Raw genomic sequence first — 16486 nt, 5'->3', positions numbered from 1 at the left:
CTTAAACCTCAGGGGTTAGGTCATAAGAGATAAGTCTTAAAACGGAGAAGAAAGTCATGATCCAAGGTATTCAAATCACTAAATCAGCTAACGATGACCTACTAAACTCAATCTGGCTGCTAGATACTGAAACTAACGAAGCTCGCTGTGTTGCTGCTTCTGCAGGTTTCGAAGCTGACCAGGTGATCCCTGCTGCTGACCTAGGTGAGTACGAGTCTCGTGAAGTTGCTATCGAAGCACCAGCTAAGATCGAAGGTGGCCAGCACCTAAACGTTAACGTTCTTAAGCGTGAAACTCTGGAAGATGCAGCTAACCACCCAGAAAAATACCCACAGCTAACTATCCGTGTATCTGGCTACGCAGTACGCTTCAACTCTCTGACTACAGAGCAGCAGCGTGACGTTATCGCACGTACTTTCACTAACAGCCTGTAATCACAGTTCCTGTTAGCAAAAACGGCGCCCAAGGGTGCCGTTTTTTTATACCTCGTCGGCAGCATCTCAGTTACCCCCTTCGCATACTGTTTATATTATCATCTAAAATGTGACAACAATTTAGGTATTAATGTTAAATAAACTGTACATTCATAGCGTTGCCTACCACCCAATGTTTGTATCACGGGCAATGCCACAAATATGGAGCTTTTATATAACAATATTTTCGGAGCCAGTTCATGAAGTTAATCCTCAAGCTTATCGCGGGTATTTTGATCGGTATCCTCCTCGGTTTCTTCGCCCCTGACGCTATCATCCGCGTCCTGCTGACTATCAAATTGCTAGGTGGCCAGCTAATCGGTTTCACGATTCCCCTTATCATCCTGTTCTATATCACCAGCGGCATTGCCAGCCTGCCAAAAAACTCCGGCTCACTGTTGGGTAAAACCGTGGCCCTCTCTTACGGTTCGACCATCATTGCCGGTAGTTTGGCCTTTATTGTGGCGAGCACCGTGATCAGCGGTATGGCTGAGCCAGTCACGGCGGCAGCGGATAGCGCCAACAAACTGACCAGCTTTATTACCATTGAAGTGCCGCCACTATTCGGTGTCATGACAGCCCTTGCCACCGCTTTTCTATTTGGACTAGGGATCAGTATTACTGACAGCAAACCACTAAAAACTATTGCCGAAGACGGCCGCAGGATCATCGACCTATTACTTTCCAACATTATTATCCCGCTCCTGCCGTTCTACATCGCCGGTGTCTTTGCCGAAATGGCTGCAGAAGGTACCGTCTTCTCGACCCTGAAAACCTTCGGCATCGTGCTGGCACTGGCTATCTTCATGCATTGGGTTTGGATCACCATCCAATACACGGTAACAGGCTTGGCGCTGGGCTATTCCCCGCTGAAGCTGATCAAGAACATGATGCCGGCGTATTTTACCGCTGTCGGAACCATGTCCTCGGCGGCCACCATTCCGGTAACCCTTCGCCAGACCAAAGAGAATGGTGTCAACGAGTCCATCGCTAACTTCACCATCCCGTTGTGCGCCACTATCCATTTGTCGGGCTCGACTATCACCTTGGTCACCTGCTCAACGGCAGTCATGGCTTTGAGCCAACATATTGCGATCCCATCTTTGTTTGAAATGCTGCCGTTTATCATGATGCTCGGGGTGACAATGATTGCCGCACCGGGGGCACCGGGCGGTGCCGTGATGGCGGCACTTGGCCTGATGGCATCGATGCTGGGGTTCGGCGAGGCAGAGCTGGCCCTGATGATTGCCCTGTATATGGCGCAGGACAGCTTCGGTACGGCCTGTAATATTACCGGGGATGGGGCTATCTCCTTGTGGGTCAACAAGTTTGCCAAACAGCCTCAACCACAGGCCATCGAGCAAACCGACTCCTAACGAGCTAATCAGAGCGAAGAAGGCAGGCTTTGGGCCTGCCTTTTTTATGAAACCGGTATCACAGGGGCATTTTTTGTGCTGCAAGTATTTTACTGCGCCTTAATATATGTCAAAAAAAGCATCGGTATGCTGTTATTACACCCAAGCAAATCACTATTTCACTCGATGTAACACATAAAACACCTCTTTTTTGGCATCCTTTGCCAAGTAATGGTAAAAACATCGCCGCTTTGTTACGGACTACTATCCATTTTCCTCAATAGGACTATTGGCGATGAAACTGATTTTAAAACTCATTGCTGGCATTCTGGCCGGTATTCTCTTCGGCCTGTTTGCCCCTGATGTGCTGGTTCAAATCCTGATCACCATGAAGGCTTTGATCAGCCAGCTGATTGGCTTCACCATTCCCCTGCTTATCCTCTTCTTTGTCACCAGCGGGATCGCAAACCTACCGAAAAATTCCGGCAAGCTGCTGGGTAAAACTGTCGGCCTGAGTTACCTATCGACCATGGGGGCCGGTGCCATGGCTTACTTGGTCGCAGGGCAGGTACTGCCATCAATGCTGCACAGCACCGCAGAAGTCAGTGAGGCAGCCCGCACCCTGGCTCCTCTGATTGATCTGAAGATCCCACCTATCATGGGGGTAATGACAGCCCTCGCCGTCGCCTTTATCTTTGGCCTGGGTATCACGGCAACCAACAGCGAGCACCTACGCAAACTGAGTGACGAAGGCCGTGACATCATCGAGTTGTTCCTAGCCAAGGTGATGGTGCCATCGCTGCCGTTCTACATTGCCGGTGTGTTCGCCGACATGACCGTCAAGGGTACGGTGTTCTCGACCCTGAAAACTTTTACCCTAGTACTGGTATTGATTGTCGCCCTGCATTGGCTATGGCTGACCTTCCAATTCATTAGCACCGGTGCATTGCTTGGCCGCTCTCCGCTCAAGTTGCTAAAGACTATGCTGCCAGCCTATGTTACCGCGCTAGGCACCATGTCATCGGCTGCTAGCCTACCTGTCACCCTGCGCCAGACCGAGCAAAACGGGGTGAAAAAGCCGATTGCCAACTTCGTCGTGCCGCTTTGTGCCAACATCCACATGTCTGGCTCGGCGATCAGTATCACCTCGGTGTGCGTTGCAGTTATCCTAGTTACCGGCAATGCGACTGTCCCGAGTTTTATTGAAGCACTACCGTTTATCGGCATGCTGGGTATAACGATGGTCGCCGCACCGGGTGCGCCGGGTGGTGCTGTTATGGCAGCAGTTGGCCTGCTGGGCTCTATGATGGGCTTTACCGAAGCAATGATCGGCCTGCAGATCGCCCTTCACCTAGCACAAGACGGTTTCGGCACCGCCTGTAACATCACCGGTGACGGTGCGCTGGCACTATGGGTAGACAAATTTGCCGATGAGGCGGTACCCGGTGAAGTGATGGAAGCTGAAGCCGCAACCACCAGCAGTGAACAAACGGCCTAAGCCAAAACAAGTCTCACTCGATTCCAAATAAAAAGGGAGCCAATCGGCTCCCTTACTTATTTCATGTCATTAAAAGCTTACTGCACGCTGCGCAGAACCGCTTTTAACTGCTCGAAATCATTGTCACGCTCAAGGGACAACAACTCCATCGCATTGTGCTTGGCTAGCGGTCCAGGCAGGTCAATGTCTTTGCCTAAGATCTCATCCACCACTTCTTTGAATTTAGCTGGGTGGGCGGTACACAAGAACAAGCCTGTTTCGCCTTCAGCCAACTGTTCATTCAAGATACGGTAGGCAATCGCGCCATGCGGTTCACACAAGTAGCCTTCTTGCTCCATCTCACGCAAGGTCTCAGCGGTCTGCTCATCATTAACTGCACCATAACCCAACTGGTCAAGGCCCCAGCCTTTGAGTCGGCACAACTCTTCAATACGTGGCCAGTTGTTTGGCTGGCTGACATCCATAGCATTGGAGATAGTCGGCACCGTTGGCTCTGGTGTCCAATTACCGGTTTGCAGGTAACGTGGCACGGTGTCATTGACATTGGTAGCGGCAATGAAGCGCTTCACCGGTAGGCCAATGGCTTTGGCCAGCAAACCCGCAGTCAGGTTACCGAAGTTACCGCTTGGTACTGCAATAACCAGCTCCTCGCGCTTCTCTTTAGGAAGCTGGGCAACCGCTTCGAAGTAGTAACAAATCTGGGCCAACAAACGGCTGATATTGATCGAGTTCGCCGAGTTGAGGCCCACTTCCTGACGAAGCTCACCATCATCAAAGGCTTGCTTAACCAGCGACTGGCAATCATCAAAGGTGCCGTTAACCGCAACCGTCGAAATATTGCCGCCAAGGGTACAGAACAATTTTTCCTGCAGCGGGCTGATCTTACCCTTCGGATAAAGGATCACCACTTTGATGTTATCCATGCCGTAGAACGCATGGGCCACGGCCGCACCGGTGTCACCCGAGGTGGCCGTCAGGATCGTGATTTTACCGTCACTCTCAGACACCGCAGCCAATGACTGGGCCATGAAACGGCCACCGAAGTCCTTGAAAGCCAGCGTCGGGCCATGGAAAAGCTCAAGGGCGTAGACCCCTTCTTTCACCGGCTTGATCGGCGCAGTGAACTGGAAGGCATTACCCACCATCTGGGAAACAGTTTCTGCCGCGAGTTCCTCACCGATAAATGCCGACAGAATCGCGGTGCTGCGACTGACAAAGTCTTGCTCTAATAGCGCATCGACATTATCGAAAGCCGGTAGGTCAGCAGGGAAAAACAAGCCCTGGTTGCTCCCCAACCCCTGGCGTACCGCCTGGCCGAACGAAACCTGCTCTTGGTGATCTTTTAGGTTATATAGCTTCATGGTTACAGCTCACTTCCTGTTACTCTTGAGCCCTGCCCGTCCAAACGACAGACATGGACGAATCCTTCTTCATTCTGAACATAATGATCTTGCAACCATCGTGCAATACGTTTTGCGACTTCAAGGTCGTCACACACGGTAAACATCGTCGGTCCCGAACCGGAGATCCCGCTAGCAAGAGCCCCTGCTTCCAGCGCATACTGCCGCGCTTTTGCAAAACCAGGCAGCAAACGCTCGCGATAGGGTTCAGCTACCACATCTTTGATCATTTTTGCTGCCAGCTCTGGTTGGCCTGAATGACAAGCATGGATAAAGCCCCCCAGGTAACGGCCATGGGCAATGACATCCTGACGGCGGTATTGGGACGGCAAGATAGCACGGGCTTCTGCAGTCGGGACTTTAATACCCGGATAGGCCATTACCCAATACCAGTTATCGAAACATGGCACCTGCTGGCTGATGATCCCCAGCTCCTCGACCATAAATTGCAACCCCCCCAGATAACACGGGGCGACATTGTCGTAGTGCAAACTACCGGAAATCTCGGCTTCCATCTCCCCCATCAGGGCCAGCAATTCAGTTTCGTCGAGCGGTTGCTCATGAAAGCGGTTTAGCGCATCGAGCGCCGCAACAATCGAACAGGCACTTGAACCCAAGCCCGAACCGATCGGCATGTTTTTTTCCAGTGTCAGGGCGACAGGCTTTAAAGCCCCCCCTTTTTTATCAAGCTCACGGGCAAATACTTGCCAGCAGCGGTAGACAATATTCTCTTCCGCCTGCTGGGGCAGTTTATCGACAAACGCCCCGACACAGCGCAACGAAAATGACTGGGAACCAGATTCCGCCAACACCCTGTCGCCAAGCAAAGTGCCATCGATAGGGGACACGGCGGCCCCCAGAACATCAAAACCGACACTGACATTGCCAATCGACGCCGGTGCATAAACCACTACACTCATCTTAAACTCCTAATTTCCAGCCCAGCGTACGCATCAAGTCGGCAAAGACCCCTGCAGCTGTTACTTCAGTACCGGCACCGTAACCTCGCAGTACCAATGGGATTGGCTGGTAGTAGCGGCTGTAGAAAGCCAGCGCATTCTCACCATCCTTAATCTTGAACATAGGGTCATCTGGATTGACCGCAGCAATCTTGACCGCACATTTGCCGTCTTTGATTTCACCGACATAGCGTAAAACCTTGCCCTCGCTGGCAGCTTCTTCAATTAAGTTGGCAAAGTAGGCATCCGCTTCAGGCAGGCGCGCCATGAAATCATCAACAGAGCCTTCCGCATCAAAGCCCGGCGGCAGGGCCTGCTCGACCACAACATCTTCCAGCTCAAGCGCCATGCCCGCTTCACGCGCTAGGATTAGCAACTTGCGCGCGACATCCATACCCGAGAGGTCATCACGCGGGTCCGGCTCAGTGAAGCCGTTATTCCTAGCGACAGTCGTCGCTTCGCTAAAGCTCATACCTTCATCAAGCTTGCCGAAGATAAAGGACAGCGAACCAGATAGGATGCCCGAGAAACGCTCCAACTCATCACCGGCAGCCATCAGGTTCTGCAAGTTTTCAATAACTGGCAACCCGGCACCTACCGTGGTGTCATACATGAACTTACGGCGCATTGAGCGCGCAGCCTGACGCAGCTGCTGGTAGTAAGCCATGCTGGCGGTATTGGCTTTCTTGTTCGGGGTGATCACGTGGAAGCCTGCTGACAGGAAGTCAACATACTGCTCGGCAATGCCTTGGTCTGAGGTACAGTCAATCACGATTGGGTTAATGACGTGGTTGCGTTTCACCAGTTGGATCATCCGTGCAAGGCTTAGGGGTTCGGAAACCTGGCCCATCGCGTCACGCCAGTTCTCCAGTGGAAGACCATTGCTATCCAGTAGCAAACCCTTGCTATTAGCCAAGCCGCACACCCGGATCACAATGCCATTCTCGGCCAGTTTTGCCTGCTGGCGTTGGATCTGATCCACCAACTCGCCACCGACACCACCAACACCAATAACAAAGACATCAAGGAAGTGCTGGCTATTGAATAGGTTCTCGTGACATGCCTTGACTGACTCGGAAACCTTGTCGTCTGGGATCACCGCAGAAATCGCACGCTCGGAAGAGCCCTGGGCAATCGCTACGATATTAACGTCTACTTCAGATAGCGAGGTAAAGAAACGGGAAGCCACACCACGGGAAGTGCGCATACCGTCACCGACCAAAGTCACGATCGCAACGTTATCCATAAATTCGACAGGCTCGAGCAGGCCTTCTTTCAGCTCTAGCTCAAAGTGATCCTTGAGTGCTCGCTGGGCTGCCAGTTTGTCCTCACTCTCGATACAGAAACTGATGCTGTACTCCGACGAAGACTGGGTGATCAACACAATCGACACGCCGGCCGATGACATCGCACCAAACACACGTGCGGCCATGCCAACCATACCTTTCATCCCCGGACCTGACACATTGACCATAGTCAGATCTTTCAGGGTAGTGATCCCTTTGATATCGAGCTTGTCTTCACCGGTATCAAGGCCAATCAGCGAACCGGCTCCCTGTGGGTTGAAACTGTTCTTGATCAAGCAAGGAATGTGGAACTGGGCGATCGGGGCAATAGTTTTCGGGTGCAATACCGATGCACCGAAATAAGACAGCTCCATTGCTTCTTGGTAGCTCAGGGATTTAAGCAAGCGGGCATCGGGAACCAAACGAGGATCACAGCTGTAAACGCCATCGACATCGGTCCAGATCTCACAGCATTCCGCACGTAGGCACGCTGCCAGTACCGCTGCCGAATAGTCCGAACCATTACGGCCGAGGGTCACCAACTCCCCTTTTTCGTTGCCAGCCGTAAAGCCCGGCATGATGTTGACATGGTCTTGCGGCAACGGGTTTTGGCGGAAGTTCTGGGTAGAGGCTTCAATATCAACGTGGGCTTCGAGGTAATCACCATTTGCCAACAGGTACGCAACCGGATCAATCAGGCTCGCCTGATGGCCTTTGGCCTGCAGCAGCGACTGCATCATGACAATCGACAACCTTTCACCCTTACTGATGATTTTGGCGTAGACATTATCAGGGCATAGGCCTAGCAATTTGATACCGTGGACGTATTGTTTCAACTGGCCCAGTGAACTGGCTAACTTGGCATCTAGGGCTTCTTTGTCAAACCCCGGCTCTACTTCTTTGAGACCTGCCAGAAGTTCATTGAATACCGCTTCCAGATCGGCCAGTTGTACATCCGCCTCACCAAACTGGATACTATTTTCAATCACTGACACCAATTTATTGGTGACTTTACCCGGTGCCGACAGCACCACTGAAACTGGCCCCTGCTGGGCATTATTGGCGATGATATCTGCTGCTCGAGAAAACCTATCAGCATCGGCCAACGATGAACCACCAAACTTTAATACTCGCATTCCCTACTCCCACAACTTCCTAAAACGTGCCCCCGGGGACTCTTTGCCACTCCAGGATGAAAAATCTGGTTAAAAAAAAGCCCACATCTTTTTGGGATGTGGGCTTTTTTTGCAATTCTTTCGCGCATCAGCCCACCCCAGCAATCATGGTGCCGGTAATAATAATGGTGGTTGTATTCATGCTGAATGCGTTAAACATAGGTGTCCTAAAAAGATAACCAATATATGTATGCATTTACGTTTACCGTAATCATTTTCCCGAGTCAACCTTATTTTCACAACGAGATGTCTATTTAACTAGCAAAATGCAGGTAAAACTAGCGATATAGCTATACCATTGAGGCATGGTTAGTATCATTTTATTGCAGTTAACTAAAACACCATGCATAGTAGATATGGTGAATAATTAATCAATTCGGGATGATGCGCCTGAGCTTGGTAGCAATGTGTCGCTACTTGTAGGCTAACTTGAGAAGAATAGGGAGTTCGGATGACAGCTGCAATGGAACAACTTGTCGCCCATACGATTCTGCAAGGTTTCGATGCCATGTATGGCCGATTTTTGGATGTTACCGCCGGTGCGCAGGAGCGCTTCGAAAGCCAGAACTGGCCAGCCGTGCAACAGGCCCTGAAAACCCGGATCAAGTTCTACGATCACCATGTTGGCCTTGTCACCAGCCAAATTACCATCATGCTCGGCAAACGCTACGCCAACCACGCATTCCTGATGGCTGTCAAAAATGCCTACGAGGACCTACTGCTCGATTATCCCCGCTACGATATTGCGGAAAGCTTCTTCAATTCAGTCTATTGCCGGATCTTCGAGCACCGAAATATCAAACGCGACAAGTTGTTTGTCCATAGCTCTCAAGAAGGCCGTATTCCCATTTACCCGACGAACCTCAGCCGCCTTTACAACACCGGGGCGACACTCGATACCTTGCTGGGCCGGATCCTTGATGATACGCCGTTCAGCCTTGAGTGGGAGGATAAGCAACGGGATATCCAGTTACTTGGCGATCGTATCAGCCACCACCTTGCAGCATTTGGCAATCCACCGCCGGTGATCGAAATGATCCGGGAGCCCTTTTTCCGCAACAAGGCAGCCTACCTGGTAGGAAGGATCCGGTTCGACGACCATAACCACCTCCCCATTGTGCTACCTATTCTGACCACCAACGAAAACAAGCTGTATGTCGATGCCTGTCTGGTTGATGTCGATGCGGTCAGTATCCTGTTTGGCTTCGCCCGTTCTTATTTCATGGTGTATGCACCAGCCCCAGCCGCTCTGGTGCGTTTCCTGAGCGAGCTAATGCCAAACAAAACCAAGGCCGAGCTCTATACCGCAATAGGCTGCCAGAAACACGGCAAAACCGAACTGTACCGCGAGTTCCTCCATCATATCGAGCATTCCGATGACCAGTTCGTGTTGGCGCCGGGTATCAAAGGCATGGTGATGTCGGTGTTTACCCTACCGTCCTATGGTTTCGTATTTAAGATCATCAAAGACAAATTTGCACCACAGAAAGAGATAAGCCACGCCGTGGTGAAACAGAAATACCGGCTGGTAAAAGAGCACGACCGGGTTGGGCGGATGGCCGATACCCAGGAATACCGCAACTTTACTTTCGACCGCCATCGCTTCAGCGATGAGTTGCTAGAAGAATTGCTCAACGTCGCCCCGTCTATCGTTAAGGTGACCGAGAAAGAAATCTTGATCAAGCACCTGTATATCGAACGAAGGATGATCCCGTTCAACCTGTATATTGAACAAGCCAATGATGATGATCTGCGTCATGCGGTCGACGAGTACGGCAAAGCCATCAAACAACTGGCAGCGGCCAATATCTTCCCCGGTGACATGCTATTCAAGAACTTCGGTGTAACCCGCCATAAGCGGGTGGTTTTCTATGATTATGATGAGATCAGCTACATGACGGAGATGAATTTCCGCCAGATCCCACCACCACGCTATCCAGAAGACGAAATGGCAGCAGAGCCTTGGTACAGTGTCGGGATCAATGATGTCTTCCCTGAAGAGTTTCGGACCTTCCTGTTGATCAACCCAAAAGTGAGGCAGCTTTTCAACGAGCTACACAGTGATCTGTTCGAACCCCAATATTGGCAGCAATTACAAAGCAACATCAAAGAAGGCAAATTCGAAGATGTCTTCCCATACAGCAACCACCAGCGACTCATTTTGGGGCAAGGGGGCAGCTAAATAGGGCAGAATGTCTCAGCAATGCAAAACCGCAGTGTCATTTTTGTACTAATTGGCCTAGAATTATTTTGTTAAGGATACATAACAAAATATCACAACAATAAAACAGGGAAGGTGATGAATGCGTACATGGCTAATCACGATTGCCCTGCTGGTAGTGGCGTTACCAACAACAGCAGCAGAAAGCAGGCTATTTAACATACTTGACGATGATTCGTCTTCTGGGTGGTTCATGTCATCCCAGTCCAAAGGTGCAGAGCAGTTCGATCTCTGGCAAATCGACAGCGGCTACGCCTACTCTATTTCAGATAATACCGAGCTTTACCTAAGTACCCGTTTGAAAAGCGGCAACGAAAACCAATCAGCCAGTCGTGGGATGCTATCGGGCGTAAAGTATAGCTTCACCCCAAAACTGAGCTTACAAAGTGCCGTGACTTCCGAAACGCAGAACCAAGACACAGTGATGGGTGTTGAGGTGTCTAGCCAATATGAAGTTACGGAGAGACTAAACCTGCATGCCACGCTCGACTACGAAGCACTGGAGCAAATATACCAATTTGGGATTGGTTTCCGTTTCTAGCACTTCTGACAGCAATGCAGCCAAAGAAACAACAACGCCTGGTTATGCCAGGCGTTTTGCTATTTGAACCATTGTTGCTACGCCTATCAATCATCCATTGATGGCCGATAGGTCTAGGGGCTGCTTGCTAAAAACCACCCCGTTGAGATCGGCATAAACCATGTCCCCCGGATAAACCAAGGTATGGGCAACAGTTAGGGTGACATTTTCCTCACCGGTCTGGCGCTTAACCGTTTTGACCGGGCAGGTTGCCAGCGCTTTAACCCCAATATCCAATGTCGAAATGATCCCGACATCCCGTGCAGCCCCATTGATGATGATCCCTTCCCAGCCATTTTTCTGGGCCAACATCGCTAATTGGTCGCCTAGCAACGCTTTATTACAAGAAGCATGACCGTCGATAAATAACACTTTGCCCTTGCCATCACGGGAGATGATGTCGCGTACCAAACTATTGTCTTCAAAGCACCGCAAGGTGACTACCTCACCATAAAATACCGTCCGGCCACCATAGTTGTTTAAGGTCAACGGTAACCAACGCACTTCCTGTTCAAAGTTATCGCACAAGTCCGGGGTCAAATCTTTCATTGCAGGCTCCTTTGTTATATTTGTGGCCTTCCCTTTCCAAGGCCGTTTCTTCCCCAGCTCCTTGGGGTTACGTTAAGTGTAGAGAAAGCTCGGCCAATCACCCAATCTTTGTGTTTCAACTCCTTCGAGTAAAACTGGCACTAAAAACAGCCCGTTATCTTCGACCCAATAAATCGCGTTCTGCCCCCAACGTTTGGCTTCCCGGCATGCTTCCGCCTTGCTCATCGGGACGATAAACCCCAATTCCTGCCATTGCCCGTCTGGGGCACTGCAACTTATTGGCAGTACGCCTTCAACTTGAGATTTGAGCGCCAGCTCCAACTTTTGGTGACGGGCGAGATTGTCTTTCTTGCTAAGAACGATGCTTCTCGGATTAAATGCTGTTAGAATTGCAAAGCAAGGGTAAACAGGGTGTTGCTTAAGATTAAAGATGATCGATTGGTAGCTACACCATAGTGATTTTTTTTCACACATAGAAAGTGACACCTGAGGGACGATGCATTTTTTTGTAGCGAATGTTAAACAAAGTAGAGAGTCGTAATACACTTCATACTGTTTGATGTAAATCAATAAAGTGCCCGAAAGCAGCGCGGAAACAAAGCACTTATATTGTTAGCGAGCTGTTAAGTGAATACAATCGTCGCCATCCCACGGAAATTGTAGCCAATGCCCCTAAGTTTGGGCTTTTTCAGCGCAAATCATCATGTCATGATGAGCTGGATAAATGGATGGCGTACCAACAGGAAACCGAGTAAATACAACCAAGCACGTATTTCTCCCAAGTTTTTGCCTGTATGTGAATTTTTTATATAGAATTTTACTATTCTGTTTTTGACCAGATTCCGTTTTTAGAAATTAGGTACTGCCAATGCAAACCCCTCACATTCTAATTGTAGAAGACGAGCACGTAACACGTAATACCCTGAAAAGCATCTTTGAGGCAGAGGGTTACACAGTATTTGAAGCCAATGACGGCGCCGAAATGCACCAGATGCTTTCTGAGCACCCTGTTCACTTGGTGATCATGGATATCAACCTACCAGGCAAAAACGGCCTGCTGCTTGCGCGTGAACTGCGTGAGCAAGGTGACATGGCACTAATGTTCCTGACTGGCCGTGACAACGAAGTGGATAAGATCCTTGGTTTGGAAATTGGTGCAGATGACTACATCACCAAGCCATTCAACCCTCGTGAGCTAACTATCCGTGCTCGCAACCTGCTAACTCGTGCAATGAACCAAGGCTTGCCAACTGAAGACAAGCGCATGGTTGAGCGTTACGAGTTCAACGGCTGGTCACTAGAAATCAACAGCCGTTCACTGGTAAGCCCAAGCGGTGATCAGTTCAAGCTACCTCGCTCTGAGTTCCGTGCCCTGCTTCACTTCTGTGAAAACCCAGGCAAGATCCAGACACGTGCCGAGCTGCTTAAGAAAATGACTGGCCGTGAGCTTAAGCCACATGACCGTACTGTCGACGTGACTATCCGCCGTATCCGTAAGCACTTCGAATCAGTCGCAGATACACCGGAAATCATCGCGACTATCCACGGTGAAGGCTACCGCTTCTGTGGCGATCTAGAAGAAGAGTAATCCTTCTGGCTTTGCCCATAAAAAAGGCTCCTCACGGAGCCTTTTTTGTTTCTGTTACTCAGAAGCAGCAATAAAACAATCAATCAGAATACCTGACTGATCAGCACGTCACGTTGGATCACGACCTGCTCCTGCCCCTGATAAAGTACCGTGACTGCAATATCAGCCTTGCTGCCCGGCAGCCATTCCGGCCCACCACGCATACTGACTTCAAGGCTCATCTCACCTTCCGAGCGAACCTCAAGGTTTTCCTGCGCCAGCCACTGCTGGTCTTCCTGTGCCACCATCACCTGCATAATTTCCACCCCGGTAGGAAGGGGTTTCATCTCACGAGACAACAGACGGATAGAGGCATGCAACTTGTTTGCCGGCTGACTACCATCGTCACCAATTACCGGCATGCTGTTGAGCCATAGCTCGCTGCCCAGATAGACCGTCACATCGGATAACACCAATTCCTGCGGAGATTGCCAGATATCGATTTCCGCCGGCAAGGTCACCGGAACATCCTCGACAACTGGCGCTTCTGGCTCGGCTTGCTCTTCCACTGCGGCTGGATCTTTGGAGCCAACCTCTTGGTCTTGTGCCCTTTCACCACAGCCAGCAACCAAAACCACCCCAGCCGCTAGCAACAACGCTTTTGCATCAGTTCCCATCATGCCTTCTCCTGCTGGGCTAACCAGTCTTTAAGCACCTTAAGATCATTGTGGTAGCCTTCTTTGATTTCATCGACCCAATCATTGATATTCTCCCACCAGGCCGGTAATTCCGGTGATTGCGCTTTCTGGGCAACCTGCTGGATATGCTTGAGGCCGATGGAGCCCGCCGCCCCTTTGATCTTGTGCGCCTCGAACTTGATGCCGTCTTGGTCCTTGGCTGTCATGTTGGAATCGAGGATCGCGATATATTCCGGCATCTTGGCCTCAAACATCGCAATGCTGTCATACACCGGCTTGGTACCCACAATCTCCACATAGGAAGACAGCATTTCCAGATCCAACAAGGTATTGATCATCTCATCGCTAACCCCTTGCGGGTTTTCTTTCTCAACCACCAATTCCTCTCCTTCTTCCTCATCCAGCGGGCAGGTCAGTACCAAACGCTGGATCACCTCAGTGATGGCCTTGACGCTCAAAGGCTTGCTAATTGCATCGTCCATCCCCTTGGCCAAATACTCACTCTTGTCCTTGATGACATTGGCCGTCAGGGCAACCAGTGCCGGTAGGTAATCAAATTGTTCACGCAATTTGGCTGCAACATCGAACCCCGTCATATCCGGCAATTGGATATCAAGCAATACCAAATCGTAAGCTTCAGGATCGAATAGCTCCAAGGCTTCATCGCCCCGCATCGCCACAGTAACCTCGTGGCCTAGGCTCTCCAGCAGTGCCTTAGCTACCGTAATGTTAAGCTCGATATCCTCAACCATGAAGATATTGAGGCTGACCTGCGGCACCGCTGGCAAGGCTTCCTCTTCCTCGACACGTTCAACCAGTGGGGCAGTGATAGTCACGGTAAAGGTACTGCCCTCTCCTACCTCGGAGCTCACAGTAATATCCCCGCCCATCATTTGCACCAGTTGGCGGGACACCGACAAACCAATCCCAGTACCTACCGCATGCAAGTTGTCGTCCTCATCCTTGACCTGATAGTACATGGCAAAAATCTTGTCGAGCTCTGTCGCCGGGATCCCTATCCCGCTATCCTCGACCTCGAAAGTAATATGGGCCTGCCCATCGTCCACTTCACTGCTGACCGACATCACCACACCACCATCCTTGGTGAACTTGGTCGCGTTGCTGATCAGGTTCCACAGCACCTGGCGCAAGCGGGTACCGTCGACCTCAATAGACTCCGGTAGCTCAGTCAGCCGCTCAAGGTCAAAACGCAGGCCTTTCTGGCTCGCCATCAACCCTGAGATATTCTCCATCTCAGAGACAAAGTCATGGAAGTCGAGCGGTTTGGGCATCAGCTCAAGGCGACGGCGGTCAGATTTATCCATATCGATAATATCGTTGAAGATATTGCCCAAGGTAATGGCGCTGACATAGATGGTACGCATGTAGTCGCTCTGCTCTTTGTCGAGTTTGGTCTCAAGCAGCATGCGGCTGAGGCCAACGATGCCATTAAGCGGGGTACGTAATTCGTGGCTGATGGTAGAAATAAAGGCGGTCTTATCACGGCTCGCCTTCTCCTGCGCATCTTGATATTGCTTGCGTTCGGTAATATCACGGCCAAAGCCCATCAATCCCAAACGGCGGCCATCACGGCTGTAGAACGGCACTTTGCGCAGCTCGAAAATCGCTTTCCGGCCATCAGGGTATTCCAGCCACTGCTCGTAAGTAAGTGATACGTTGTTGTGAAATACCTGCTGGTCCGTCTCTGCAATCTTGCTCGCGATCTCTTCGCTGTAAACGTCCCGGGGAGTAAGGCCAACCAGTTGTTTCTCAGTCCGGTTAGTGAGCTCTTCCATTGCACGGTTGCAGCCGGAGAACTGGCCTTTTTCATTGCGGTAGTAAATCAAATCAGGTGAGGCATCGAGGAAGGATTTGAGCAACGCACTCTGCTCGGCTAATTCCAGCTGGGCATTCTCACGCTGGTAGACCTCGTTTTCTAAATCTTGCATCGCTTCACGGCGGGCTTCTTCTGCTTTTTCCCGCTCTTCGATTTCCTGGTTGAGCTGGTTGATATTTTCATGCAATTGCTTGTTGAGCTGCATATCGCGCGAGCGCATCTCTTCAAGCTTGGTCACCAGCTTGGACAAGCGCTGGCGGGATTCTTCTAGCTGATCGACCACAACAGATAGGAAGTAGACAGCCCAGGGGGTGATCAACAAACCAAAAAAGACAGAGCGGACAATATCAATATCCAGCACTTCTCCCTGTAGGACGAGGGTAACTCCAATCTGCACTACCACCGCCAAGGCCACCAACGCAAGGGCCAGCAGCAAACTAAACTTGACCAACCCGAGTTTGACCAGCAGATCAACGTAATATTGTGCCAGTACTTTGATTTGTTTCATTATTGCTTCCTATTCACTACCGCTGCACCATCATAATAGTGCGCAGCTGAGAACCCAAGCAGGCTTTTTCCATTCACCTGCAGTCCTTCACATTTTGATTTTCAGCCTTATGACCTTACCAGACAAGCTACCCGGCCTCTTTCTCTGACATGGTCATGGTACAGTTTCGCCCTGCCGCCTTGGCGCGGTATAGCGCGACATCTGCCAGCTCCACCAACTCACCATAATCCTGATTTGGCTTGGGCGTCAGGGTCGCCACCCCCAGACTCACCGTCAGTGTTGAGGCGATATCCGAAAAGCGGTGGGTCAACCCTTTCTCGGCAAGCGCACGGTGGATTTCCATCGCAACAACCTGACCGCCCTCAAGGCTGGTATTCGGT

Annotated in this window: 14 protein-coding genes and 1 other annotated feature; of the genes, 6 read left to right on the top strand and 8 right to left on the bottom strand. The window is 50.7% G+C overall.

All coding sequences use genetic code 11. From position 1 onward, the window contains the following. Positions 1–56 precede the first annotated feature (56 nt). The 3 genes from grcA (at position 57) to BIZ37_RS24885 (ending at position 3326) form a co-directional block, all read left to right on the top strand. Entirely contained in the window at positions 57–434 is a 378-nt protein-coding gene (grcA, locus tag BIZ37_RS24895) for an autonomous glycyl radical cofactor GrcA (protein ID WP_107300391.1), read from the top strand. 239 nt (positions 435–673) lie between these two features. Then, positions 674–1849, top strand: coding sequence for a dicarboxylate/amino acid:cation symporter (locus tag BIZ37_RS24890; protein WP_107300392.1), 1176 nt, complete (start codon positions 674–676; stop codon positions 1847–1849). A gap of 274 nt (positions 1850–2123) precedes the next feature. Next, the gene (locus tag BIZ37_RS24885) at positions 2124–3326 is read left to right on the top strand and encodes a dicarboxylate/amino acid:cation symporter (RefSeq protein ID WP_107300393.1); all 1203 of its coding nucleotides are present in this window, start codon (positions 2124–2126) and stop codon (positions 3324–3326) included. A gap of 77 nt (positions 3327–3403) precedes the next feature. Here the strand turns inward: BIZ37_RS24885 and thrC are convergent, their stop codons facing one another. Genes thrC through thrA form a run of 3 tightly spaced genes read right to left on the bottom strand, consistent with a single transcriptional unit; the run spans position 3404 to position 8107 of the window. Further along, positions 3404–4687 carry a threonine synthase gene (gene thrC / locus BIZ37_RS24880; RefSeq protein ID WP_187463803.1) on the bottom strand — a complete coding sequence of 428 codons (1284 nt, stop codon included), beginning with the start codon at positions 4685–4687 and terminating at the stop codon, positions 3404–3406. Positions 4688–4689: 2 nt separating this feature from the next. After that, complete coding sequence (gene thrB / locus BIZ37_RS24875; RefSeq protein WP_187463802.1) at positions 4690–5646, bottom strand: homoserine kinase; 957 nt, start codon at positions 5644–5646, stop codon at positions 4690–4692. A gap of 1 nt (position 5647) precedes the next feature. Then, positions 5648–8107 (bottom strand): bifunctional aspartate kinase/homoserine dehydrogenase I, encoded by a 2460-nt coding sequence (gene thrA / locus BIZ37_RS24870; RefSeq protein ID WP_187463801.1) that lies wholly within the window; start codon positions 8105–8107, stop codon positions 5648–5650. Between the two features lie 70 nt (positions 8108–8177). Next, positions 8178–8296: a sequence feature (Thr leader region), on the bottom strand. A gap of 301 nt (positions 8297–8597) precedes the next feature. On the opposite strand from thrA, the gene aceK reads away from it, so the two are divergent. Further along, entirely contained in the window at positions 8598–10328 is a 1731-nt protein-coding gene (gene aceK, locus BIZ37_RS24865) for a bifunctional isocitrate dehydrogenase kinase/phosphatase (protein WP_187463800.1), read from the top strand. Positions 10329–10449: 121 nt separating this feature from the next. Then, a complete protein-coding gene (locus BIZ37_RS24860) occupies positions 10450–10908 on the top strand; it encodes an autotransporter outer membrane beta-barrel domain-containing protein (RefSeq protein WP_187463799.1) in 459 nt (152 codons plus the stop codon). A 90-nt stretch (positions 10909–10998) separates the two neighbouring features. Here the strand turns inward: BIZ37_RS24860 and BIZ37_RS24855 are convergent, their stop codons facing one another. After that, positions 10999–11496, bottom strand: a complete 498-nt coding sequence (locus tag BIZ37_RS24855; RefSeq protein WP_107300399.1) for a putative 4-hydroxy-4-methyl-2-oxoglutarate aldolase — start codon at positions 11494–11496, stop codon at positions 10999–11001. 72 nt (positions 11497–11568) lie between these two features. Further along, positions 11569–11970 carry a DUF3293 domain-containing protein gene (locus BIZ37_RS24850; protein WP_187463798.1) on the bottom strand — a complete coding sequence of 134 codons (402 nt, stop codon included), beginning with the start codon at positions 11968–11970 and terminating at the stop codon, positions 11569–11571. A 394-nt stretch (positions 11971–12364) separates the two neighbouring features. On the opposite strand from BIZ37_RS24850, the gene arcA reads away from it, so the two are divergent. Further along, entirely contained in the window at positions 12365–13084 is a 720-nt protein-coding gene (gene arcA / locus BIZ37_RS24845; RefSeq protein WP_039467143.1) for a two-component system response regulator ArcA, read from the top strand. A gap of 83 nt (positions 13085–13167) precedes the next feature. On the opposite strand, the gene BIZ37_RS24840 is transcribed toward arcA, so the two are convergent. The 3 genes from BIZ37_RS24840 to BIZ37_RS24830 all read right to left on the bottom strand — a co-directional run. Then, on the bottom strand, positions 13168–13743 hold the full coding sequence (locus BIZ37_RS24840; protein WP_187463797.1) for a hypothetical protein: 576 nt from the start codon (positions 13741–13743) through the stop codon (positions 13168–13170). After that, positions 13740–16106 (bottom strand): aerobic respiration two-component sensor histidine kinase ArcB, encoded by a 2367-nt coding sequence (gene arcB, locus BIZ37_RS24835; protein WP_187463796.1) that lies wholly within the window; start codon positions 16104–16106, stop codon positions 13740–13742. The genes BIZ37_RS24840 and arcB overlap by 4 nt, the downstream gene beginning before the upstream one ends. Before the next feature lie 127 nt (positions 16107–16233). Next, positions 16234–16486 (bottom strand): diguanylate cyclase (locus BIZ37_RS24830; RefSeq protein WP_187463795.1); only part of this gene is annotated, 253 nt, incomplete at its 5' end.

Origin of the sequence: Photobacterium sp. BZF1, from assembly GCF_014349205.1 — a bacterium.
Classification (GTDB): domain Bacteria; phylum Pseudomonadota; class Gammaproteobacteria; order Enterobacterales; family Vibrionaceae; genus Photobacterium.
Note: the sequence above shows the minus strand (reverse complement) of the source record. Positions and strands in the feature narration are given on the sequence as shown.